The organism is Psychrobacter sp. Ps1 (genome assembly GCF_022129425.1).
Lineage (GTDB): Bacteria > Pseudomonadota > Gammaproteobacteria > Pseudomonadales > Moraxellaceae > Psychrobacter.
In genome coordinates this window covers 24,341-48,217 of sequence record NZ_JADQAN010000004.1, presented here as the reverse complement: position 1 = coordinate 48,217, position 23,877 = coordinate 24,341, and the positions used below count along the sequence as shown (strand labels likewise).

The window sequence follows — 23,877 nt, the reverse complement described above, 5'->3', positions numbered from 1 at the left end:
AAACACTTACTCTGATTGCCTTATCGCCCTATTAGCTATTACAAGGATATGTTCATGACTACTGACCATGGAACCAACAAAGAGACTAAGCTGACTCGCCGTGATGAAAGCCGCGAAATCGCCGCACCCACTGGCAGCACACTACATTGCAAAAGCTGGCTGACTGAAGCCCCTTATCGCATGCTACAAAACAACCTACATCCTGATGTGGCAGAAAACCCAAAAAGCCTGGTTGTGTACGGTGGTATTGGACGCGCAGCACGTAATTGGGAAAGCTATGATCAAATCTTAGAATCGCTAAAAGAATTAGAAGATGATGAGACATTATTGGTGCAGTCTGGCAAACCAGTAGGCGTATTTCAAACGCATGAAAATGCACCGCGTGTCTTGATTGCGAACTCAAACCTTGTACCGCGCTGGGCGACATGGGAGCACTTCAACGAGCTCGATCGAAAAGACTTAATGATGTATGGTCAGATGACCGCCGGCAGCTGGATTTATATCGGTACGCAAGGCATCGTCCAAGGTACATATGAGACTTTTGTGGAAGCAGGTCGTCAGCATTATGATGGCAGCTGGGCAGGCCGTTGGATTTTGACTGCTGGTCTTGGTGGTATGGGTGGCGCACAGCCACTAGCTGCAACCTTCGCGGGTGCAACTTCATTAAACATCGAGTGTCAGCAGTCTAGCATCGATTTCCGTTTGCGCACGGGTTATGTCGATAAGCAAGCGGACAATCTTGACCATGCTTATGAGTTAATCAAACAACATACCGACGCGGGCGAAGCGGTTTCAATCGCCCTACTTGGCAATGCTGCAGATATCTTGCCTGAGATGGTCAAGCGCGCTAACGCTGGTGGCATGAAGCCTGATTTGGTCACTGATCAGACCTCAGCGCATGATTTGATTAATGGCTATCTACCAAGCGGTTGGACGGTAGAGGAATGGAAAGTCGCCCAAGAAGATCCAGAGCAACACGCAGCACTGACTAAAGCAGCCGCTCAATCTTGTGCGATACATGTACAAGCGATTTTAGACTTGCAAGCGATGGACATTCCCGCGACTGATTACGGTAATAACATACGTCAGGTTGCCTTTGACGAAGGCGTTAAAGATGCCTTTAACTTCCCAGGTTTTGTCCCCGCTTATATTCGTCCGCTATTTTGCCAAGGCAAAGGCCCGTTCCGCTGGGTAGCGTTATCAGGTGATCCAGAAGATATCTATAAGACTGATCAAAAAATCAAAGAGCTATTCCCTGAAAACAAACATATCCATCGTTGGTTAGATATGGCAAAAGAGCGTATTCAATTCCAAGGCTTGCCTGCTCGTATCTGTTGGCTAGGTCTTGGTGAGCGTGACAAAGCAGGTTTGGCATTCAATGAAATGGTCAAAAACGGTGAACTAAAAGGCCCAATCGTCATTGGTCGTGATCACTTAGACACGGGTTCTGTCGCTAGTCCAAACCGCGAAACAGAGAGCATGAAAGATGGTTCAGATGCGGTATCTGATTGGGCGCTATTGAACGGTATGCTAAATGTGGCTGGCGGCGCAACTTGGGTATCACTACATCATGGCGGCGGTGTCGGCATGGGCTATTCGCAGCATTCAGGTATGGTCATCGTAGCGGATGGCACGGAAGCCGCGGCCAAACGCTTATCGCGAGTACTTGTCAATGATTGCGGCTCAGGGGTTATGCGTCACGCCGATGCAGGTTATGAGTTGGCGATTAAAACAGCGAAAGACTATGGTCTAAATCTGCCAATGGTCAAATAGTTTGTTCCTTGTCCTTATACGCTGTAGCTAGGTATAAGGACATAATCGGCGTCTTATCAAGGAGGATAATATGATTGAGCAAAATACGATATCTAGTCTGAACGATGAAAGTACAACGACATCATCGAAAAAACTACTATCAACCCCTATTGCATTAATACAGCTGATCGTATTCAGTGCGATCGGTTTGGTGATGTTTTTTGTGCCGTTTACCATTGGCGAGAAAAGCACGATTTTGTTCGATCATGGCGCAACCTATCTAGTCACTCAACAGCATACCTTGTCCGTGACGCTATTATTTTTACTCATGCTCTATGGCGTGAGTAAGCCATTTATCGATGGCTCATGGCGCAAAAATATCACCCATATGATTATGACGACTTTCAAGATCATCGGTCTGATGTTGGCAGTGATGTATGTGGCTGACATAGCGCCTACCTTTATGATGGAAAAGGACATGCTGCCGTTTCTGTTTGAAAAACTGGCCTTACCAGTCGGCATGATTGTACCGCTTGGGGCACTAATATTGGCCTTCTTGGTTGGCTTTGGCTTATTAGAAATGGTTGGTGTGCTCATGCAGCCGATTATGAAACCTATTTGGAAAACCCCAGGTTCATCAGCGATTGATGCTGTAGCTTCCTTTGTCGGTAGCTACTCCATTGGCTTACTCATCACCAATCGTGTGTACTTGCAAAAGCAATATTCAGCGCGTGAAGCCATTATCATTGCGACCGGGTTTTCGACTGTATCAGCGGCGTTTATGGTTATTGTTGCCAAAACGCTTGGTCTGATGGAGTTCTGGAATATGTTCTTCTGGTCTACGCTAGTAATTACCTTTATTGTTACTGCGATTACTGCTCGTATTCCGCCTATCAGTCTCTTTGATGATCATGTCGAACGTCCCGCTTTAGATCATAAAGTTGGTACACGGCTAGCTGCAGCATTTGACTTGGGATTATCCACTTCGCGCCGTGCCACTGACCTCAAACAAATCTTGTGGTCTAACTTTCGTGATGGCCTGACGATGGCAGCCGCCATTGTGCCATCTATCATCGCGGTCGGCTTAACAGGATTACTATTAGCAAAATATACGCCCGTATTCGATGCGTTGGGCTTGCTTCTCTATCCATTTACATGGCTTGGCGGCTTACCAGAACCGCTCGTCGCTGCCAAAGGCATGTCAGCGGGATTGGCTGAGATGTTCCTGCCAGCATTACTACTAAGTGAGGCAGATATTCTGACACGCTATGTCGCAGGGGTCATCTCCATCAGCAGCGTGCTGTTCTTCTCAGCCATGATTCCGTGTGTGCTTGCGACCGAGATTCCTGTCTCCGTTGGTAAGATGGTCATTATTTGGTTCGAGCGTGTGGTACTTAGTATTTTATTGGCTGCAGCATTCGGGCATCTGGCTATGTACCTCAATTGGATTGGCTAAAAAATTCAAACTCAATAATAGATATTTTGCTGATTAAAAACCTTTCAACAACTTCATTTTAATAAAGATACTAGGGCGTGTCCTCAATTCAAACGAGTGTCCTCTAAATGGGCTAAAAACAGCTAAATTTTGCCAAACATCGTCAAATAGTTGGTCAACATCTCGATATTATCTGCACTATTTTCCTCGTTTGACGGCAATTTATCTCATCTTTATCACCATTTTTAAAATGAGGACACGCCCTAAACAAAAATAATATAACCCATATAGTCGATTCAATTTAAAAGTAGTACAAGGCAACCGAGTGTAGATGTATACGTGATACTTCAAGCGAGGTTAACGCTGTAATACTTTTATAGTGGAATTACTATATGACTTACAATACTAGGATTACCCCTATGAACAATATCAAACAACTAACCCTACATCCTCGCCAGCTTAGCTTTGAGATGCTACGTGATATCTACGAGCAGCCTGTCATATTGACACTACCTGAGAGCGCTTATGAGGCGATAGATGCCTCGCACGAAGATGTACGTACCATCATTGCGCGAGACAAAAGCGCTTATGGTATCAACACTGGTTTTGGCCTACTTGCCAAAACCCGCATCAGTGATGACCAGCTTGAGCTGCTACAGCGTAACCTAATCATTTCTCACTCGGTAGGTACGGGTGACGCGCTACCAGAGGGCGTGGTGCGCCTGATTATGGTGATGAAAGTTGCTAGCCTAGCACAAGGTGTGTCTGGCGTACGTCGCGAGGTGGTAGATAGTTTACTTGGTTTAATCAACAATCAAATCACCCCCAATATCCCAGCCAAAGGCTCAGTTGGTGCCTCTGGTGACTTAGCGCCACTATCACATATGACACTTGCGATGATGGGTGAAGGTGATGTGTTTGTCGCTGGTAAAAAAGTGCCAGCTGCTGATGCCCTAGCAAAGCATGGACTTGAGCCTATTACTCTTGCAGCCAAAGAAGGCCTTGCGCTTATCAACGGTACGCAAGTCTCAACTGCGCTAGCATTGCGTGGTTATTTCTTAGCGCGTGATTTACTTGAGACAGCTACTATCGTCGGCTCACTGTCAATTGATGCCGCCAAAGGCTCAGATTCACCATTTGATGCGCGTATTCACGAAGTACGCGGTCATCATGGTCAAATAGAGATCGCCAAAGCACACCGTCAATTGATCAAAGGCAGTGCTATCCGCGCCTCGCACGATGGCGAGCAAGATGATCGCGTTCAAGACCCTTATTGCTTACGCTGTCAGCCACAGGTCATGGGTGCCTGTCTTGATATCATCAACCAAGCAGGGAAAACGCTGCTAATCGAATCCAATGCGGTAACAGACAATCCGCTTATCTTTAATAATGAAGATGGTCCGGTCGCCATATCAGGTGGTAACTTCCATGCTGAGCCAGTCGCTTTTGCCGCGGATATTTTAGCATTGGCAATCGCTGAGATTGGCTCGATGTCTGAGCGCCGTGTCGCTTTGCTGATCGATGCAACTTTGTCAGGTGGTCTGCCACCATTCCTAGTCGATAACGCTGGGGTAAACTCAGGCTTTATGATTGCTCATGTAACCGCAGCAGCACTGGCTTCAGAAAACAAATCTATCGCCCATCCTGGTAGCGTCGATAGCATCCCGACTTCTGCCAACCAAGAAGATCACGTCTCAATGGCTACCTATTGCGCACGCCGCCTATATGAGATGGCGCAAAACACTGCGACTATCATAGGTATTGAGCTACTGGCTGCTGGTCAAGGTATTGATTTTCATCGAGGACTCGAGACATCAGAGCCGTTGACTGTGGCACATCAAAAACTACGTGAGAAAGTGACGTTCTATGATAAAGATCGCTACCTCGCCCCTGATATCGAAGCAGCCAAGCAATTGGTATTAGACGGTACACTTGCTGAACATTGGCAGTCACTACGCAGCGATTGGTACGAGTCTAAATAAAGATCAATAAGCGGAGAGCAGCGATGACCATAGCGAGAACACCAATGACTACCACACGCATTAGCCATACACCTGCTGATATGAGCCAGTGGACAGGACGTGCAGAGCCATTTGAGACTACGCGTGCCCGCTATTGGTATCAGCTTGCTCAGCCTTATGAGGCTCAACATATTGGGCTAATTGGCTTTGCCTGTGATCAAGGCGTCAGACGCAATCAAGGCCGCGTGGGTGCCAGAGCTGCCCCGCCATTGATTCGTCGAGCTTTTGCTACGCTGCCAGTCATCGCTGATTTACAACAACGTTTTGATGGTCAATTATCAACCTTATTGGGTGATGCTGGCGACATTCATTGTGATGATAATGATGGCTTTGCCGAGAGCATCCTTGAGCAAGCTCAGATTAAATATGCCGATGCAGTGAGCACTATCGTTAAGCAAGGTGGATTACCCATCGGGCTTGGCGGTGGTCATGCCATTGCTTATGGTAGCTTTTTGGGATTATGGCAGGCCTTAGAAAATACTAGCGAAACAACTATCAGCACAAACACAGCGCCTACTATTGGGATTATTAATTTTGATGCTCATCTTGATATTCGTCAGTCTGATGTAGCGACCTCTGGTACACCATTTCGCCAGATTGCCGAGCATCTTGACGCACATGGTCAACCCTTTCATTATTGCTGTATTGGCGTCAGTCGCTTTTCTAATACGGCAGCGCTCTTTGATCGTGCTGAGCAGCTAGGCGTACAGGTGATTAGTGATGAAGACTGTCATTATCAGCCTTGGGATACACTTGCTGAGCGGGTCAAAAGCTTTATCAATCAGGTCGATATCGTGTATCTGACCATCGATATGGACTGCTTACCATCTAGTGTCGTTCCAGGTGTGAGCGCACCTGCCGTCTTTGGCATTGAACTGGGTTTCGTTGAGCGTATGGTCAAAACCATCATGGCATCAGGCAAAGTAAAAATGGCAGACATTGCTGAGATTAACCCTACCTTTGATATTGACAGTCGTAGCTGCAAAGTCGCTGCTCGCTTACTGGCCACTATTGTAGAGCAGCACTTACTTAGCGCTTAGATCTTGCCAATAAAGATCACTGACTTCACAAAAATTAGGAGCATATTATGAATGAATTAAAGAACTCCGTATCGAAAAACTCTACAGAACAGATGCTAGACGAGTCTACTATGACATCGTTTGATCAACTCATTATCAATGCCAACATTGCGACGTTTTCAGCGAACTATGGTTTCGATATTTACGATAATTCAGATGCTAATAATATCCCATACGGTCAGTTAGAGAACGCGGCTATCGGTATTAAAAACGGCAAGATTGCTTGGATTGGGGCACAGGAGCAAACCGCTACTCATCTGCCTCATTATCAAGAAAATCAAGTCATAGACGTCGATGGTAAATGGATAACGCCTGGGCTCATCGATTGTCATACGCATATCGTTTATGGCGGCAACCGCAGCAATGAATTCGAAGCGCGTTTGCAAGGTGTCAGTTATCAAGACATTGCAGCACAAGGCGGTGGTATTGTCGCGACAGTCAGTGCCACTCGCGCCGCCAGTATTGAATCGCTATTTGCACAAAGTGAAAAACGCTTAATCGCACTTATGAAAGAAGGTGTCACCAGTATCGAAATCAAGTCAGGTTATGGCTTGGACTTGGACACGGAGCGCAAAATGCTCACGGTCGCTCGTCAACTGGGAGAAAAATACGACATTCATGTGAGCACCACTTACCTAGCAGCGCATGCCCTACCCACTGAGTATAAAAATCGTGCAGATGACTATATTGAGCAAGTCTGCGAGTGGCTACCCATTCTGCATGAAGAAGGCTTGGTCGATGCGGTCGATGGTTTCTGTGAAAACATCGCCTTTAGCACAGAGCAAATCAGACGAGTCTTTGAAGTGGCTCGCTCATTAAATCTACCAGTCAAACTGCACTCTGAGCAGCTGTCTGATATAGGTGGTAGTGCCTTAGTTGCTGAATATAAAGGGCTATCGAGCGACCATCTAGAGCACTTATCAGAAGAAGATATCAAAAAAATGGCCGCTAGCAATACGGTTGCTGTGATATTGCCAGGGGCGTTTTATACGTTACGTGACACTAAGTTACCGCCGATTGAAGCCTTACGTAAACATCAAGTTCCCATGGCTATTTCAACCGACTGTAACCCTGGCACCTCACCGTTAACGTCGCTTTTATTGACGATGAATATGGGCTGTACGCTATTTTACTTAACCACTGAAGAGGTTTTGGCAGGAGTTACTGTTCACGCAGCACAAGCATTGGGTCTACCTAATAAAGGAAAAATAGAAGTCGGCTGTGATGCTGATTTAGCGCTATGGGATATCGCTCGTCCTGCTGACTTGGCCTATCAGATGGGGCTAAATCCCATCCAAGGCATCATGGTTCAAGGACAATGGCGCGACACAATATAATCAACCCACCTTTGTTTATCTCAATTAAAAAGCCCCAACCATTCAATGATTGGGGCTTTGCTATTTGTCCATATTAACCAACCACTAAGGCTTGTTTACCACTTATAAGTAAGACTAGTTCAAAATACCAAAAGCGACCAACGCATCAGCCACACGTTTGAAGCCAACCATATTGGCACCAGCCATATAATCGATATACCCATTGTCAGTTTGACCATATTGTTCTGAAGCATTCGCAGCACTGTCGTGGATATCTTTCATAATACCTTTTAGACGCTCATCGACTTGCTCAAAGGTTTGATATTGACGGACAGAGTTTTGCGACATTTCAAGCGCAGATACTGCTACCCCGCCCGCATTAGCAGCTTTACCAGGTGCATAATGAACACGGTGCAAACGGATATAATCAATTGCTTCCGCAGTGAGCGGCATATTAGCGCCTTCCACCACATACTTCACGCCATTTTCGACCAATAATTTGGCATCAGCTTCATTGACTTCATTTTGAGTAGCGCATGGAATCGCAATATCAGCTTCAAACTGCCATGGTTTTTGTTTAGCAAGCCACTCGCCACCATAAACATCAATATACTCTGCTAAAGGCTTGTTTTGCTGCTTTTGTTTTTTGAGCCAATCAATTTTTTCTTGATTGAGACCATTTTCATCATGCAACGTCCCTTGTGAATCAGAGACAGTTATTGCCATACCACCTAGCGCATTCACTTTTTCGGCAGCATGTAATGAGACATTACCTGCTCCTGATATCAGCACCTTTTTGCCTTGAAGCTTATCGTTCTGAGCGATGAGCATATTTTCTAAGAAGTAGACTGCACCGTAGCCAGTCGCCTCTGTACGCATCAAGCTGCCACCAAAGCCCACGCCTTTGCCAGTGATAACCCCTGTTGATTCACGCGTTAAATTCTTATACATCGCAAACATATAGCTAACTTCTCGACCACCGACGCCGATGTCACCAGCAGGCACATCCATGTCTTTGCTCACGTAATGATGTAGCTCACGCATAAAGGCATAGCAAAAACGACGAATCTCGCTGTCTGTTTTACCTTTAGGATCAAAATCTGACCCACCTTTACCGCCACCAATAGGCAAGCCAGTTAAGGCATTTTTAAAAATCTGCTCAAAGCCTAAGAACTTCAATACGGATTGATTGACGGTAGGATGGAATCTAAGACCGCCTTTGTAAGGGCCTAGAGCATTGCAAAACTGCACACGCCAACCACGATTGACTTGTACCACGCCTTGATCATCTTCCCAATTGATACGAAAGCCAAATACCCGATCAGGCTCTACCAAACGCTCGAATACCTTTAACGTACTATATTCAGGATGCGCATCGTATAAAGGTTGAATCGTAATTGCCACCTCTTTTACTGCTTGAATGAATTCGGGCTGATGGGCATAACGTGCTTCGACTTTTTGGATGGCTTCACTGATGCTCATGTATTTCTTCCTTAGGATAAAACTGGTGATAGTAATTATTTACATCGACGCTACAACATATTGAGTAAACGAAAGGGCTATAAACGTTGATGTAAGACTGAAATCGCCCCTATACAAGATTATGTATAGAGACTGATAGGATCAAAAAAGCTGACTCAATTTGTATTTTTATAACGCATTTAGAAGTGTCAACATTTATCCCTCATGACTGTATATCATTTTTGAGACTTATAAGTCTAGTAAATATCTTCATCATAAGAATCTATAAGCGATTTTTATTAGCTAAATTTCAGCGGCTCCGTTTGATAGCAATGATGGACATTAATCTATAGTTACAAAGAATATCTCTATTCAAAAAAATACCAAGGATCTTGCTAGGTCTTCAACCGCTCATCGACTAGACATAATAAAAAACCACCATTTTCCTCGAAAAAATAAAGATAAAGGGTAATGATTTGATGACAAAAGGCATAAAAGTCCAAAAAATTTACTTTTAATTGGGCAAATGTATATCAATATTATTAGGAAGGAATTATAATACCTTTCTTTAAACAAGGATATTTTTGACTAACTTCATTAGTTCATAAATAAAAAACCAATCACCAGTACAGAGAAAGCGATATGCGTACAGATTCATTTCAGCAGATATTGGAAGACTTAAACAGTTCATCAGCAGATGTTGAAGCATCTGCGCTAATCTCTAACGATGGTCTTATGATTGCTTCAGCTCTACCAACCGGCGTGGATGAAGATCGTGTGGGTGCTATGTCAGCAGCATTATTATCATTAGGTGACCGTGCAGGCCGCGAGTTGGCACGCGGTAGTATCGATCGTATTATGATTCAAGGCGAGAAAGGCTACGTCATCATGACCTCATCAGGCGATGAAGCCGTACTCACCATCATGGCAAAGCCCAATGCCAAGCTTGGCTTGATATTCCTAGATATTAAGCGCGCTTCAGAAGCATTGGCAAAGCTCATTTGATTAGCGACTGCTTATCGAATTTATTAGCTTTTAATTACTATAAACATAGTTGATTCAATATAATTTGGATACAAGGAAGCCGAGTGAAAGTACTACAAGTAGTAGGCTAAGCAAGGCTGACACCGTATCTAACTTATAGAGGATTGACGATATAACGATCAACGAAGGAGATGACCATGGGTTCTCCAATCCCCGATGCACACAAACCCGATATGCCTGCTGAGCAAATCACAATGACTTATCATGATGGCACCTCACGGACTGTCTATGATACTGGTATAGAGCGCCCCTACCCAGACGGTAAGCTGATTGTCTCGCGTACCAATCTCGCCGGTATCATCACTCACGTCAACGATGCCTTCGTCGAAATCAGTGGCTATCATGTAGATGAATTGATTGGCCAACAGCACTATATTTTGCGTCATCCTGATATGCCAAAAGCTGCCTATAAAGACTTATGGAGTACTGCCGAGTCTGGACAAAAATGGCATGGCTATGTCAAAAACTTATGCAAAGACGGCAGTCATTATTGGGTCTATGCCACTGTGGTGCCTAACGTGCGTCGCGGTGAAACCGTCGGCTACACCTCGGTACGACGCAAACCATCACGCAGCAAAATTGAAGCGGCGATGACTCAATATGCCCAAATGAAACAAGATGAGGAAGGCTAACTCATGACGACACACAATATGTTAATCGCCCCTGATTTTTCGCCTGATCGCTTTGCAGGCTGGCACATGTTCAACACCTTGATTCAAAAACGTGCCAACTTAAACATGCATCTCAATATTCCTGCCTCTCACGCTGAGCAAGAGCAGGTCATTAGTGCCGGTGACATTCAAATCATTTATGCCAACCCTTTTGATGCAGCCACTCTCATCCGAGAGCAAGGCTATCGAGCCATTGCGCGACCTATCGGTAAATCTGACGAGATGATCATTGCAGCCGCTGCCAATAGCACTATCAGCCGTTTGGAAGACATTCAAGCAGGGGCTACTGTCGCGATGGCTGACAACCGAGATGTCAAACTGATTGGCTTGCGCTTGCTAGAAGCCGTCGATATAGAAGCGTCTGATCTCAACTGGGATGTGACCGAGACCTATCAAGCGGCTGCCCGAAAAGTCATTAAAGGTGAAGCCCAAGTCGCGTTCTTTTTGACAGAGATTTTTCATAGCTTTTCACGCTTGACCAAGACTCAGCTGTCAGTACTTATCGAAAGTGACTTGGCTGATATTAGTCATGTACTCCTTGTTAAAGAAGACTTTCCCGATGCGCAAATCTTCCTAGAGGCCATCCTGAATTTACACAACGATGCAGATGGTAAAGAAGCCTTGGCTGAGCTTGGCATGCATCAAGGGTTTGAGCCAATGAGCGAAGAAGATGCCGAATTTATGATTGATTTGATGCAGACATTATTGGATTAGTCGCTCAATCATTATATTGATATCAAGCGCTATTTCTCTGGATTACATTATCGCTTGTCGTATGACATCATATCACTGAAGCAAGCACCGTTGTAATGATAGCAATGACAGGAGGGTATTATTATGTCTGATTCAGACCTGATCAAAGAAAATGAAAGAGTCGCGCACCGAGTATTTCGGTTTTACTCTCGTAAAGTGTTTTTAGCTCCTAACAACCGTCATTTTCATGAGCAGCGTATCAACGCAGCTTTGTTATTGACGGAGAAAGAACCGCTACAGGGTGCAGTGGCAGACTTTTTTTATGGTTGCTGGTTTGATATCCCATACGATGTAAACAACCTATTTACCCGTATCAAAGATCGTTTATATCCTCATGTCCAGCAAGGCTTTCGCGAGTGTATTGATAAAAAAAGATACATCCAGCGCAATAGTATGTTGGCCACTCGTTGGAGTGTGCTGATATCCCCTTCTCTCAATGAGCAAAAGCAACGCCTACGTATCAGCAGCGACGATGCCCGAGAAATCGCTAAAGACATCACCACTGAGCTGATGCAAGCGCGTGAGGACGAAGACTGGGGTACGATTGAGCAAATCGAAAACGAGTTTTTTGCCCATTGTACTGCACGCAATGATCGTCTCGCATTTTCGCTGGTATGGTTTCGCTTGGGTAGAAGTGACTGGCAATTCGATGCGCGCTGGGACAACTGCCAACAACATCTCGATCAAACTATAGTCAAATCCATATAAATCAGCTACGTCGTCATCCTCGCTAAGCATACTAATGTATAACTTACGCTCGGTTTCCTTGTATCGAAATTATTTGAACTCAACGATATGAAAGCTTAATTTGTCACTTATTAATCACTTTCATCATAATGGTAGTTACTATGTCTTCTTACTTAAATGCTGATAAAACCTATCTCACCCTGACGCCAGCTGGTATTTTTGAGGCGTTTTCACAGAACGAACCAACTGATGAGCAGCTGGCATTACAGGATTTGCTGTCTTATGATCAGACGCTGCTTGCTGCTGACTGGCTTCAGCGTTATTCTGAACAATGGCTACAGAGCTTTATAGAACAAGGCTGGATTGAAAAGCTGTCACTGTTTTTACCAGCGCCTAACTTACCATTGGACCAGTTTTTGCCTTATGTCGTGGCGAGCTTATCTGGTAAACGCCGTGCCGCGATCGGCTCTGATGAAGGGTTTTGTTTAGCGCGAGTTGGCTATAGTCAAGAAGAAGCGGACATGCTCAGTGTCGCCGCCGCTGATTTTTCAGGCTTTATGCTCCGCCAAAAGCAACGTGGTTGGGCAGTAGAGAGTCAGGCAATCTCGTTTTTTCAGCAGGTCGACCTACTCATTCCTGAGACCAGCTTTGTATTTTTATGGATAGATAATGCAGGCTACGTTCTCATCATCGATGGCGAACCTTTGACCAACAGTCGTGCCTTTGTCGAGTTAGTATGGGCACTTAAAACGTCTGGATTGAGATTTCTTAACTAAGGGGGTTTCTTAACTGATTTAACTCGCTTAATTCATTTCGTTGCATCGTTTGATTTGATGCTCAAGCTCAATTTTTTACACAAGCATAAGCAGTGCGCTCAATTATAGCCAAGCGCACTGTTTATTCTTATACGAAAATGTTCGTACCATTCTTATCTATATCACTCCCTGATATCAGCCAATTCTACGCAGCAATAACAATACTCTCAGAATTAACAATAACTTGTCAGAATTTAGGTCATACTCTTCTCATACACTTAGGTATTTTCTTGCCACAACTTAAGTTGCCACAAATCTCTAATCATTCAAACATCTATACCGCTTCCAATATTTTAATTATCTTTTCCAACGTTGTACCCTACCGAAATCGGCAACCCCTGCCAAACCTTGCATTCTTGCTTATTTTTTAGGACAGTTTATGACTTCGCTGACCACTGTGCGCGTGCGTTATCAAACGATTGAAATTGGCAATACCGACATTCATATTTGTACTTTGCGTGACAATCAACAATTTAGCGACCCTGACGACGAAGCGTTAAATTTGGGCATCTGCTCTGCTTCTTGGCCGATGTTTGGGGTGATATGGCCATCAAGCTTGGTGCTGGCCAATCATATGCTCGATTACGATATTGCAGGCAAACGTATTTTGGAAGTTGGCTGCGGTATGGCGCTCTCTAGTTTGCTACTGAATCATAGACATGCGGACATCACAGCGACTGACTACCACCCAACGGTTGAGTATTTCCTTGATAGGAATACCACGCTGAATAATAACAAAGAGATTAATTTTGAGCGTTTAGACTGGGCAGAGGATAATAGCCATCTTGGTAAGTTTGATATGATTATCGGCAGTGACTTGCTCTATGAAGACCAACACATTGACATATTAGCTGAGTTCATTGACCGCCATGCTATGCCGACTTGCGAGGTCATCGTGGTCGATCCTGGGCGCGGTCGCAAAAACAAGCTAACCAATAAGATGGCTGAGTTTGGCTTTAGTAGTAAGCATGTAAAACCTGAAAATACGACTTATCTAGACTTGCCATTTAAAGGGCATATTTTGACGTTTTCGCGAGATAATATTAGCCAAACAGAGTAAAAGCCAGCCGTCAATGCAATTAAGTGAGCACAGTATCCTGCCATTGCTGCCGAGTGATTTTGTACAGCACATGCTCAGCAAGTCGATGATTAGACTCAAGCATAGGGTGAAAAAAATCCTCCTGTGTATTGGTCATACCAAGGCGCCCCATAACCAATTGTGAGCGCTTATTGATAACGGCAGTAAAGGCAACGACTTCATCTAGTCCTAATGTATCGAATGCAAAATTCAATGAAGCCCTTGCCGCCTCTGTCGCATATCCTAATCCCCAATAGTCATTATCTAAGCGCCAAGCAATCTCGACAGCAGGAGAAAATGGCATATCGGCATGCGCATGATTTAACCCAACCATACCGATAAAAGCATCTGTCTCTTTTAGACTCACCGCCCAAAAACCCCACCCATTATCATCAATCAGCGACTTGCATTTTTTAGCGATAGTATTACTCATCGAAGTAGTTAATAACTTAGGAAAGTATGCCATTACTTCAGGATTAGCATTCATCTCAGCGAATGGCGCAAAGTCGCTCGCTTGCCATTGTCTGAGGTACAGTCGTTCGGTTTCTATCGTATTTATAATTTTATTCTCTCGCATTTCGTTGTTCAAAATGAATACTATTCAAATAAATTAATCAGGCTAGCTATCAAGCCAGCCTTGTTGTTTTGCATAAGCTAGCTGCTCCGCTGTATCAATATCGTAGCTAAGTTGGTCATTATCGACCTCACCTATTTGATCAGCGGGCAATCCTCTAATGAGATGACGAAGCCCTTTGTCTCCTATCAATTCTGACTGCCACTGTCTAAGCAATTTATAGTTAATTGCTAAAGGTGGACCTATAATATCAGACACCATTTTATCTCGATTTTGATGTTTCGCTAAATCTTGCCAACTGTGATAGCGACTGGCCACTACCGTCTGCTTGCCCGCTAGCAAAGCTGTTAGATGTGGCTTATCTAACAATACTTGATCTACTCCCATGATAAGCACTCGTTCGATTAAAGTCGATTCAAAAGCAACAATTGTCTCAATACCCAAACGTAAACTATGTGCCATACCAGTATCAGCTTGTGAGTTCACCACTATTTGAACCGTTGGATATTGATTGGCCAACTCTGTAATCACACTAGCAATCAAATGATGATTATCAGGAATGACGACGACGATGGCTTGCGGATTGGTCGTTATTGCCAGTCGTGTCATATAAATAATCAATGGCTCGCCATTCTTAACGAGTAGCTGCTTGGGTTGACCAAGACGCTGACTGAGGCCACTTGCCAAGATGATGACCGCATGATTTTGACTCTGCTGTTCAGTACTTTCTGTATGTTCAGCACCTTCTGTAAATGCACGCTTATTCATACGCCACTCTGGACATTATTGGCATCTGTATTACTACTCACCGCTGGGATATCTGAAACATTGTTATGCGAACCACTTACTGGAGCATCTTGATTGTGCATAACGGCATTTATCTGTGCCATGATACCAAGCGCAAGTGCCTCAGGACCATCTCCACCCAGCTTATAACCAATCGGATAATGTAATTTATGAATGCCAGCTTCTAACATAGTAGGATTGCTAAGGTTTATGCTAATCTCATTAATTAAACGTTCGGTTCGATAGCGCGGCCCTAACTGTCCTAAGTATTTATAATTGTTTGAATGCTTTAGTAATGTCGCTAAGCGAGCGCGATCTTGACTCAAGCTGTGTGACATCAGGGCGACGGCTGCGTTATTACTGAGCTTAAGCAAAGTCTCACTGTCATCTAAAGATAGCGACATCACAACATCCGCTTGAGGAAACCGCATACGAGTTGCATATTGCGCGCGACTATCTATAACTGTCACATGCCAATCTTGCAGCTTGGCCATGGTCACTAGTGGCATCACGTCATTACCTGCCCCGCAAATCAGTAGACGCAATTGTGGTTGCAGGCGTTGCACAAGCCACTCTGTTGTTACCTCGCCGTTTTCCACCGTCACATATTCGGCATTTTTATCAGACAGCTTATATTCTGCTAATTCTTCTACAGTATTGGCAAGTATGCTTGAAAGAGCTGTTTTCCCTAGTGCAGAAACACTTCCCAAATTGCAGTATTCACCTAAATTAATACGCATCCCAATTTTCAAATTATCACTGTTTTGCGATATAGAATCTTGATGCTGATAGTCGTCAGCACGAATTAAAGTCGCTACAGTAATCGGATGCTGAGTACGTCGAACATTACGGATTGTCTCTAGCAATGGCGTTGCTGTCGTTAGTCGCTCAAATAATACATGCACTCGCCCATTACAGCCCAATCCAAAATTTAGCTCATCAAAGTCCGCGTCATCTAAGCCGCTATTTAAATTGCTATCTAAACCGTCATCCGACCCATCATATATATCAGAGTTAGTTCGCTTCACGCTTGCTTGCGCTTGGCCATCGTCAGCATATTTAATGTCATCACCCGTTTGATAAACTTGCACATTGGCACCGTTACGAGTAAGCCAAAAGGCACGTTTGATAATATGCGGCTCCAAGCAACCACCACTAATCATCCCAACTGAGCGACCATCCTCACAGATGAGCATCATCGCGCCAGCACGGCGATATGCTGAGCCTTCAGTACGTACGACCGTTGCCAATACAGCATCAACACCTTGTTGCTTAACTTTGATTGCCAGCTTAAGAATGTCAGCGACCTGATTCATAACGCCTCTTATTTGGTAGTTATTTTCTTGATAATGACGAAATATACTGCTGATTGAGTTATAAAAACCCGCTCATTAAGCGGGTTCCTGTCGTACATATGGCTCAAAAAATTACTCTGGCATCTCGTAAAGCAATTTATCAAGCGTAATCGGAAAATCATAAACGCGTACGCCGACGGCATTGTAGACAGCGTTAGCAATCGCAGCGGCAGCACCAGCAATAGCAGTCTCACCAATGCCCTTGATATGCATTGGGTTGGTATAAGGATCATCCTCTTCGACCAATATCACATCTAACTGCGGTACATCGGCATTAACTGGCACATGATACTCAGCGAGGTCATGGTTACATAGGCGACCATCACGTTTATCGTGGATGACCTCTTCCATCAACGCTGAGCCAATACCGAATACCATGCCGCCATAGCATTGCGAAGTCGCTGTCTTGTGGTTAAGAATACGACCTGCGGCAAATGCGCCTGTCATACGTTTTACACGAATCTCACCAGTGACCTTATGCACAGCCACTTCAGCAAAATTTGCACCAAAAGAAGACTGACGATACTTTTTACCATTTTTACCTGGCTTTATCTGTCCTTTGGCACTGACTTTTTGCTCCTCATAGCCCGCGACCACGTCAGCAAGTGCATATGACTCTGTATTGTCAAAATTATATTTTTCTGATTCTGACTGTTCTTCTAATACATTCTCTGAAAACGAAACGCCTGTGGTTTCAGATATTTTATCAATAGTGCTATCAGCAAACGCTTGACCATTCTCTTTGGCTGTCTCTACCGCTGTCAAATCGTGCTTGCCTACTTGCTTAATTTGACCATTATCTAGCTGAATCGTATCAGGGTATAGACCGACTTTTGCTGCTAGCATCTCACGCAGCTGCTCACAAGCGAGGTAGACACCACTACCTGCACTTGCTGCGCCCCAGCTACCACCAGAACCTGATGCAGGTGGTAAGGCACTATCACCTAATTTCATCTCGATATGGTCAATAGGTAGTCCTAATAAATCTGCAGCTACCTGAGAAAACACCGTATAAGACCCAGTACCGATATCTGTCATATCTGTCTCAATAACCGCTTTAACACCGAGCATTTTTGACTTATCGATTTGCAGCGTTGCACGAGCTTCAGAAGACTGTAACTGATTACCACGTGCGGCCGCAGCCATGCCTGTGCCTATCCACCAGTCGCCTTCTAACTGGCTAGCAGGCTTTGCGTTGCGCTGACTCCAACCGAAATGCTCAGCACCTTGCTCCATACAGGCAATCAGCTGGCGCGTCGAAAATGGAATGTCTTTACTAGGGTCTTTTTCGGGTTCATTACGGCGGCGCAGCTCTATAGGATCAAGGTCTAACTGCGCAGCCAATTCATCCATCGCACATTCAACGGCAATCATACCGACCGCTTCACCAGGCGCACGCATCGAACCTGATAGCACTTGGTTCATGTCGACCATTTCATAATTCACACGGCGGTTTTTACCACTGTATAGATAGTGCGTAGACAAGGCAGTTGGCTCAAAGAACGCCTCGTCTGGCAAATTACTAGAAATGGTATCGTGAATTAACGTATCGATAACGCCATTTTTATCGCAGCCAATTGCAATGCGCTGACGAGTATTTGAGCGTCTAACTGTGGCTTCCATCACTTGTGGACGGGTCATGGTAATTAATACTGGACGACCAAGATCTTTTGACGCAATAGCAGCGGCAATAGATTCAGGCGCTATACCGAGCTTGCTACCGAACCCGCCACCGACATAGTGCGCGATCAGTTGAACTTGATCTTTATTTAAGTCTAGCGCATCCATGACTTGCTGCTTACAAGACGCCAGCATTTGATTGGCCGTATAAAGAATTAACTTACCCCCTTCCCAATGTGCCAATGTTGCATGTGGCTCCATCGCCGAGCTGTTTTGACTTGGCGTATGATAAAAGCGATCAAGTGTTACTTCAGCATCAGCCAATCCTTGCTCAGGATCACCTTGGACATAATTTTTATCAGAGCCTTTTTTCTCATCAACTTCATGGGCGTTGGACAACTCTTTAGTAAAATTTAATGCCGCTTGGTCAGTCTCATCTTTATAAGTGACTTTAAGCGCGTTCGCTCCTTCTGTTGCTGCCTCAAAGGTTTCAGCGATTACAACAGCGATGGGCTGACCATGATAAAAAATCTCAGTCGCTCCCTGCTTCGGGGCTTTTTTCAATCCGCCTTGCTGAGAATTACGCAAGAAGTGCTTAGGGTCTGTCACGACCTTGATAATATTAGGAATGCCATCTAAAGAACTACTATCGATATTCTCAACTTGTCCTTTGGCAATGGTCGCACCAACCAAGACACCGTACGCTTTATTGTCTAAATGGATTTCGGCACTGTAAGGTGCTTGACCACTAACCTTTAGCGAGCCGTCAACACGGTTAATTGGCTTACCAACCAGTTTGCTCGCTGTTGTGCTAAACAAAGACTCAACAGGTTCATCCATGGTCATTTTTTTGGTCGGTTCTGACTGAGTAATTGATTCAAATAATGACATGATTATGCTCCCTCGCCCGCTAGTGCGCGCTGAATGACTTGTTTTAGTAGGCGACGCGTCAACGGTATCTTAAAGTCGTTTTGACCATTACCTTTGGCATCATTCAATAACAGATCGGCAGCTTGCACGATAACGTCATTATTGCCATCGGTATCCGTCAACAGTGCCTCAACTTCTTCATTACGCCATGGCTCCGTACCGATACCACCAAATGCTAATCGTACCGTCTTTAGATTACCGCTATCATCAGCGTCTATTACTGCTGCACAGGATACGAGTGCAAAGGCATAAGAGGCGCGATCGCGCACTTTGTCATAGGTGTGCATACCCTTGATAGGTGCAGGTAATACAACATGAGTAATTAACTCGCCTGCCTCTAATACGTTTTCGATATGTGGTGTATCTTTTGGTAAACAATAAAAGTCTTTCACATTGATGGTACGAGTAGACCCGTCCGCTTTGACTGTCTCGATAGTGGCATCCAGCAAGCGCATCGCCACTGCCATGTCAGATGGATGCTGCGCGATACAGGCATCACTCGTACCTAAAATAGCTAGCGTACGGTTCTCGCCATTGATAGCTGGACAACCTGTTCCCGGTTCACGCTTATTACAGGCGCTGTCCGTCTGATAAAAATAATAACAACGGGTGCGCTGTAAGAAGTTACCGCCAGTGGTCGCTTTGTTACGCAGCTGTCCGGTCGCTCCTGCCAAAATCGCTCGGGATAATACGGGATAATTGGCAATAACTTCAGGATGCGCCGCCAAATCACTATTGGTCACAAGCGTACCGATACGCAAACCTCCGTCGGCAGTGGTTTCGACCTTTTCTAACTCTAAACGGGTGATATCGACCAATTTAATTGGCGTCTCAATCTCCAATTTCATTAGATCTAATAAGTTGGTACCACCTGCGATAAAAGACGCATCTTTGGTACTAGCAGATATTGCCGCTTGCTCTGGTGCATCAGCACGACTGTATTCAAAGCGTTTCATGAGCGGCCTCCTGTTGTAGCAGTTGCCGTCTTGTTATTCGCTGAGGTCTTACCAAGTTGCGCCTCGCTCGGTGGCGGTGACCAGATACCTGTCACGCTTGAGTTTTGCACTACGTTGTCTGTTGTTTGAGCACTAGATTCTGATACTTGACTCTCTGAAATTTGACTTTCAAGCACTTGTGAAATGGCTTTGATAATATTTGGATAAGCTGAGCAGCGACAGATATTACCGCTCATGCGCTCAGCAATTTCTTGTACAAGGTGACCATCAGGATTTTTTAAGTCGGTGCTCACATGGCTTGGCCAGTTTTGCTTTACTTCTTCTATCAAGGCGGTAGCTGAACAAATCTGACCAGGCGTGCAATATCCGCACTGAAAAGCGTCGTTGTCTTTAAATGCTTGCTGCAATGCCGATAACGACTCTGGCATTCCAATGCCTTCAATTGTTGTGATGTCATCACCATCATGCATAACGGCGAGTGTCAGACAGGAATTGACCCGTCGTCCATTGATGAGCATGGTACATGCTCCGCATTGACCATGGTCGCAGCCTTTTTTGGGTCCAGTAATTTGTAGGTGCTGACGACAGACGTCGAGCAGTGTCGTACGAGCGTCAAGATTTTCAAGCTGATAATCTTGCTTGTTGATTGTTAAGGTCAAAGTAGACATGCTGGCTTCTCGCTGGCAGATGAATATAATAAAATGGTGAAATACGCTTCAAAATGACAGCGTCAATAAATTTATTATGACGTATGAAAAAAGTTGTTTTGTTTTTACTTTGTAGGGATTCCAGTGTAGTTTCTAATCTGCGAAAGTATCGAAATGTTAGCGCTGCTAATAGGTGGTATATTTTTTATCCTCAGTTTTTAACGTTATTTCAAAGGAAGTCTCGAAAAAAAGCCCCATAAACAGTCAGTTTATAAGGCTCTTAAATAGTCTTTTTACATATAGTATTCAGTAGATATGTCTATCAAAAATGTCATTTATTTAGCTGACAACTGGCTATGCCTTCGTGATAATTGTTTCTTCATCAAAGCGTGATTTCGGTAGTTCAGCGTTAAAATCGTCTTTACTACGATAACCAAGCGATACGACTGCCACAGCGGTGTAGCCTTTACTACGTAAATCAAACTCTTCATCAAGTGCCTTTAAGTCCGCTCCTTCCATCGGAACCGCATCAATACCTAAGGTTGCAGCCCCTAGTAGTAGAGCGCCCATATTAAGATACAATTGCTCTATCAACCAATGTGGCTCGTCCTTTTGCTCATAACGACGAATGTCCAAAAACATTTTACGCGTCTCATGCATTTGCTCTTTAAATTTTGGCTCTGCGAAACGACCATCTGCATCTTCTTTTTCTAAGATGTCATTCAAAAAATCATCATCAGCATAGACACGGCTACAGAATACAATAACGTGCGAGGCACCTTTTACTTTGGCATCGTTGAACTCATACATGCCCTCAGTGCCTTTAGCAATTCGGGCTTTACCAGCTTCATCATCAGCAATCACAAAATGCCAAGGCTGAATGTTGGTACTCGAAGGACTGAGGCGCAAAATATCCTTTAGACTTTGGAAGTCTTCTGCTGAGATTTTCTTATTGGTATCAAATTCTTTTGTGCTATAGCGCCAGTTCATTGCTTCAGTGATATTTTTCATCTGTGACTCCGTTATCGATATTAGTTTTTTATTCTTTCTTAGAATTTTTCTTCTTCGATTGCTATTTAACGAAGTCACTTTAAATAAAAAGCTATTTTATGACCATGCCTGCTTGGTTAAGTATTCGTAGGTTTTGTTATGACTGAGTCAGCGTATTGCAAAAACGCCTACTTTCTTATTAGTAATGATTACAATTACGCTACCGAATTGGCGACGTCGACTGCGCAGACTACATTGTAATCACTTAGTCATTCTCTTAGTATGAACTGACTTGATACATGGTAACTAGTTATAGTTGTCTGATAACTAGGTATATCTGCTTGATTCCAACTGATATGCCTCTATCCATACATCCCAAACAAAACATAAATAATAGTACCCGCGAGGAAATATGAGCACATCAGAAAAACCACTCCGAATAGATATCGTCTCAGATGTCGTCTGCCCTTGGTGCGTCATCGGTTATCGCCAATTAGCAGTAGCACTTGAGCAAACCAATACCGCTCACACTATCCACTGGCACCCGTTTGAGCTAAACCCAAATATGCCAAGCGAAGGTCAAAACCTACGTGAGCACATCATCGAGAAGTACGGCTCTACCAAGCAAGAGTCAGATGCTAGCCGAGTTAGAATGACTGAAGCTGGCCAGGAAGTTGGCTTTGAATTTAATTTCAATGATGATACACGTATGCATAACACCTTTAATTTGCATCAGCTGCTACATTTCGCTGATCAACAAGGCCGCATGCATGAGCTAAAGCAATCCTTATTTGCCGCGCATTTCACCAATAACAGAGATATCTCCGATATCAATGTGCTTGCCGATATTGCAGCAGATACTGGGCTTGATCGTAGTGAATCATTGGCAGTGTTAGAAGGTCAATTTTTTGCAAAAGAAGTACGAGCAGAAGAGCAGCATTGGCAACAGCAAGGCATCCAAAGTGTACCAGCGATTATCTTTAATGAGCGTCATCTGGTCAGCGGTGCGCAAGGGGTCGAGAACTACATCAGTATCTTAGAGCAATTGGCCAACATGACTGAGTAAACCACCTGACGTTATAAGAATGCCATTCTATAAAAGGATACTGTATGTCTTCTGAACGCTTTCCCTCGATTATTGTGTTCGACGTCAACGAAACACTGCTCGATATCGATACGCTAACGCCTTTATTCACCCACGTCTTTGGCAAGCAAAGAGTGCTAAGAGAATGGTTCGCTCAGTTGGTACTGTACTCGCAAACTATGACATTGTCCGGTCTCTATACGCCTTTTGGTGAACTTGGCGTTGGTGCATTGCAAATGGTTGCTAACATCAGACAAGTGACTTTGACAGACGCCGACATCAATGAGTTCAAAGAAAGAATGAATGCGTTACCTGCCCATCCTGATGCAGCGCCAGCACTGACTCGTTTGCGCGATGCAGGGTTTCGACTGGTCACGCTGACCAATTCAGCAAGCAGTGCGTCCCCAACGCCATTAGAAAAAGCAGGACTCAGTCAGTACTTTGAACAGCACTTTAGCATTGAGACTGTTAGCAAGTTCAAGCCAGCACCTGATACTTACCAATTGGTGGCTGATACGCTAGCTGTTGATACGTCAGATTTATGCCTTGTCGCCTGTCATCTCTGGGATACCATAGGCGCACAAGCGGCAGGTTGTCGCGGTGCGTTTTTGACCCGTCCCTATAATGCGATGCTAAACGCGCCTAATGTACCAGTTCCTGATTTGACCGCATCAGATTTATCGACACTAGCGGATCTAATCATTAGCAAAAAAAGTGCTTGATACATTTAGGGTCTGTTGAACATTCAAATATTAGGGCTGCTGATTGCTAAAATTGCACCAAATTAGGCGCAAACCGACGATAATGTCGAGACCTTAACTAG

At 44.4% G+C, this 23,877-nt stretch carries 21 protein-coding genes; 13 read left to right on the top strand and 8 right to left on the bottom strand.

The window, feature by feature from the left end; genetic code table 11:
• Positions 1-54 precede the first annotated feature (54 nt).
• The 5 genes from hutU to hutI all read left to right on the top strand — a co-directional run bounded on the left by hutU (position 55) and on the right by hutI (position 7,624).
• Positions 55-1,773 (top strand): urocanate hydratase, encoded by a 1,719-nt coding sequence (hutU, locus tag I3249_RS02720; RefSeq protein ID WP_238068445.1) that lies wholly within the window; start codon positions 55-57, stop codon positions 1,771-1,773.
• A 70-nt stretch (positions 1,774-1,843) separates the two neighbouring features.
• The gene (locus I3249_RS02715) at positions 1,844-3,208 is read left to right on the top strand and encodes a YjiH family protein (protein ID WP_238068443.1); all 1,365 of its coding nucleotides are present in this window, start codon (positions 1,844-1,846) and stop codon (positions 3,206-3,208) included.
• A 398-nt stretch (positions 3,209-3,606) separates the two neighbouring features.
• The gene (hutH, locus tag I3249_RS02710; protein WP_238068442.1) at positions 3,607-5,169 is read left to right on the top strand and encodes a histidine ammonia-lyase; all 1,563 of its coding nucleotides are present in this window, start codon (positions 3,607-3,609) and stop codon (positions 5,167-5,169) included.
• A gap of 23 nt (positions 5,170-5,192) precedes the next feature.
• Positions 5,193-6,248 (top strand): formimidoylglutamase, encoded by a 1,056-nt coding sequence (gene hutG / locus I3249_RS02705; protein WP_238068441.1) that lies wholly within the window; start codon positions 5,193-5,195, stop codon positions 6,246-6,248.
• A 92-nt stretch (positions 6,249-6,340) separates the two neighbouring features.
• Positions 6,341-7,624, top strand: coding sequence for an imidazolonepropionase (hutI, locus tag I3249_RS02700; RefSeq protein WP_238068571.1), 1,284 nt, complete (start codon positions 6,341-6,343; stop codon positions 7,622-7,624).
• Positions 7,625-7,738: 114 nt separating this feature from the next.
• Here hutI and gdhA read toward each other — a convergent pair whose 3' ends face one another.
• The gene (gene gdhA, locus I3249_RS02695) at positions 7,739-9,085 is read right to left on the bottom strand and encodes an NADP-specific glutamate dehydrogenase (RefSeq protein ID WP_238068440.1); all 1,347 of its coding nucleotides are present in this window, start codon (positions 9,083-9,085) and stop codon (positions 7,739-7,741) included.
• Between the two features lie 621 nt (positions 9,086-9,706).
• On the opposite strand from gdhA, the gene I3249_RS02690 reads away from it, so the two are divergent.
• The 6 genes from I3249_RS02690 to I3249_RS02665 all read left to right on the top strand — a co-directional run bounded on the left by I3249_RS02690 (position 9,707) and on the right by I3249_RS02665 (position 14,094).
• Entirely contained in the window at positions 9,707-10,069 is a 363-nt protein-coding gene (locus I3249_RS02690; protein WP_010201036.1) for a roadblock/LC7 domain-containing protein, read from the top strand.
• Positions 10,070-10,245: 176 nt separating this feature from the next.
• Positions 10,246-10,740, top strand: coding sequence for a PAS domain-containing protein (locus tag I3249_RS02685; RefSeq protein ID WP_102090406.1), 495 nt, complete (start codon positions 10,246-10,248; stop codon positions 10,738-10,740).
• 3 nt (positions 10,741-10,743) lie between these two features.
• On the top strand, positions 10,744-11,493 hold the full coding sequence (locus tag I3249_RS02680) for a PhnD/SsuA/transferrin family substrate-binding protein (protein WP_238068439.1): 750 nt from the start codon (positions 10,744-10,746) through the stop codon (positions 11,491-11,493).
• A 123-nt stretch (positions 11,494-11,616) separates the two neighbouring features.
• A complete protein-coding gene (locus I3249_RS02675) occupies positions 11,617-12,240 on the top strand; it encodes a hypothetical protein (protein WP_165598499.1) in 624 nt (207 codons plus the stop codon).
• Positions 12,241-12,380: 140 nt separating this feature from the next.
• A complete protein-coding gene (locus I3249_RS02670; RefSeq protein ID WP_238068438.1) occupies positions 12,381-12,995 on the top strand; it encodes a hypothetical protein in 615 nt (204 codons plus the stop codon).
• 418 nt (positions 12,996-13,413) lie between these two features.
• Positions 13,414-14,094 carry a protein N-lysine methyltransferase family protein gene (locus tag I3249_RS02665; protein WP_238068437.1) on the top strand — a complete coding sequence of 227 codons (681 nt, stop codon included), beginning with the start codon at positions 13,414-13,416 and terminating at the stop codon, positions 14,092-14,094.
• 19 nt (positions 14,095-14,113) lie between these two features.
• Here the strand turns inward: I3249_RS02665 and I3249_RS02660 are convergent, their stop codons facing one another.
• The 7 genes from I3249_RS02660 to nfsB all read right to left on the bottom strand — a co-directional run bounded on the left by I3249_RS02660 (position 14,114) and on the right by nfsB (position 21,991).
• A complete protein-coding gene (locus I3249_RS02660) occupies positions 14,114-14,689 on the bottom strand; it encodes a GNAT family N-acetyltransferase (protein WP_238068436.1) in 576 nt (191 codons plus the stop codon).
• Positions 14,690-14,731: 42 nt separating this feature from the next.
• A complete protein-coding gene (locus I3249_RS02655) occupies positions 14,732-15,454 on the bottom strand; it encodes a nucleotidyltransferase family protein (protein WP_238068435.1) in 723 nt (240 codons plus the stop codon).
• Positions 15,451-16,788, bottom strand: coding sequence for an XdhC/CoxI family protein (locus I3249_RS02650; RefSeq protein WP_238068433.1), 1,338 nt, complete (start codon positions 16,786-16,788; stop codon positions 15,451-15,453). Before I3249_RS02650 ends, I3249_RS02655 begins: the two co-directional genes overlap by 4 nt.
• Before the next feature lie 111 nt (positions 16,789-16,899).
• Positions 16,900-19,338, bottom strand: coding sequence for a xanthine dehydrogenase family protein molybdopterin-binding subunit (locus I3249_RS02645; RefSeq protein WP_238068431.1), 2,439 nt, complete (start codon positions 19,336-19,338; stop codon positions 16,900-16,902).
• 2 nt (positions 19,339-19,340) lie between these two features.
• Positions 19,341-20,333: a xanthine dehydrogenase family protein subunit M gene (locus tag I3249_RS02640; protein WP_238068429.1), complete on the bottom strand. Its 993-nt coding sequence runs from the start codon at positions 20,331-20,333 to the stop codon at positions 19,341-19,343.
• The gene (locus I3249_RS02635; protein WP_238068428.1) at positions 20,330-21,001 is read right to left on the bottom strand and encodes a 2Fe-2S iron-sulfur cluster-binding protein; all 672 of its coding nucleotides are present in this window, start codon (positions 20,999-21,001) and stop codon (positions 20,330-20,332) included. Before I3249_RS02635 ends, I3249_RS02640 begins: the two co-directional genes overlap by 4 nt.
• Before the next feature lie 333 nt (positions 21,002-21,334).
• Positions 21,335-21,991, bottom strand: coding sequence for an oxygen-insensitive NAD(P)H nitroreductase (nfsB, locus tag I3249_RS02630; RefSeq protein WP_238068426.1), 657 nt, complete (start codon positions 21,989-21,991; stop codon positions 21,335-21,337).
• 391 nt (positions 21,992-22,382) lie between these two features.
• On the opposite strand from nfsB, the gene I3249_RS02625 reads away from it, so the two are divergent.
• Together I3249_RS02625 and I3249_RS02620 are read left to right on the top strand one after the other, a co-directional pair.
• Positions 22,383-23,036, top strand: a complete 654-nt coding sequence (locus tag I3249_RS02625; protein WP_238068425.1) for a DsbA family oxidoreductase — start codon at positions 22,383-22,385, stop codon at positions 23,034-23,036.
• Between the two features lie 44 nt (positions 23,037-23,080).
• Positions 23,081-23,776, top strand: coding sequence for a haloacid dehalogenase type II (locus I3249_RS02620; RefSeq protein ID WP_238068424.1), 696 nt, complete (start codon positions 23,081-23,083; stop codon positions 23,774-23,776).
• The last annotated feature ends 101 nt before the right edge of the window (positions 23,777-23,877 follow it).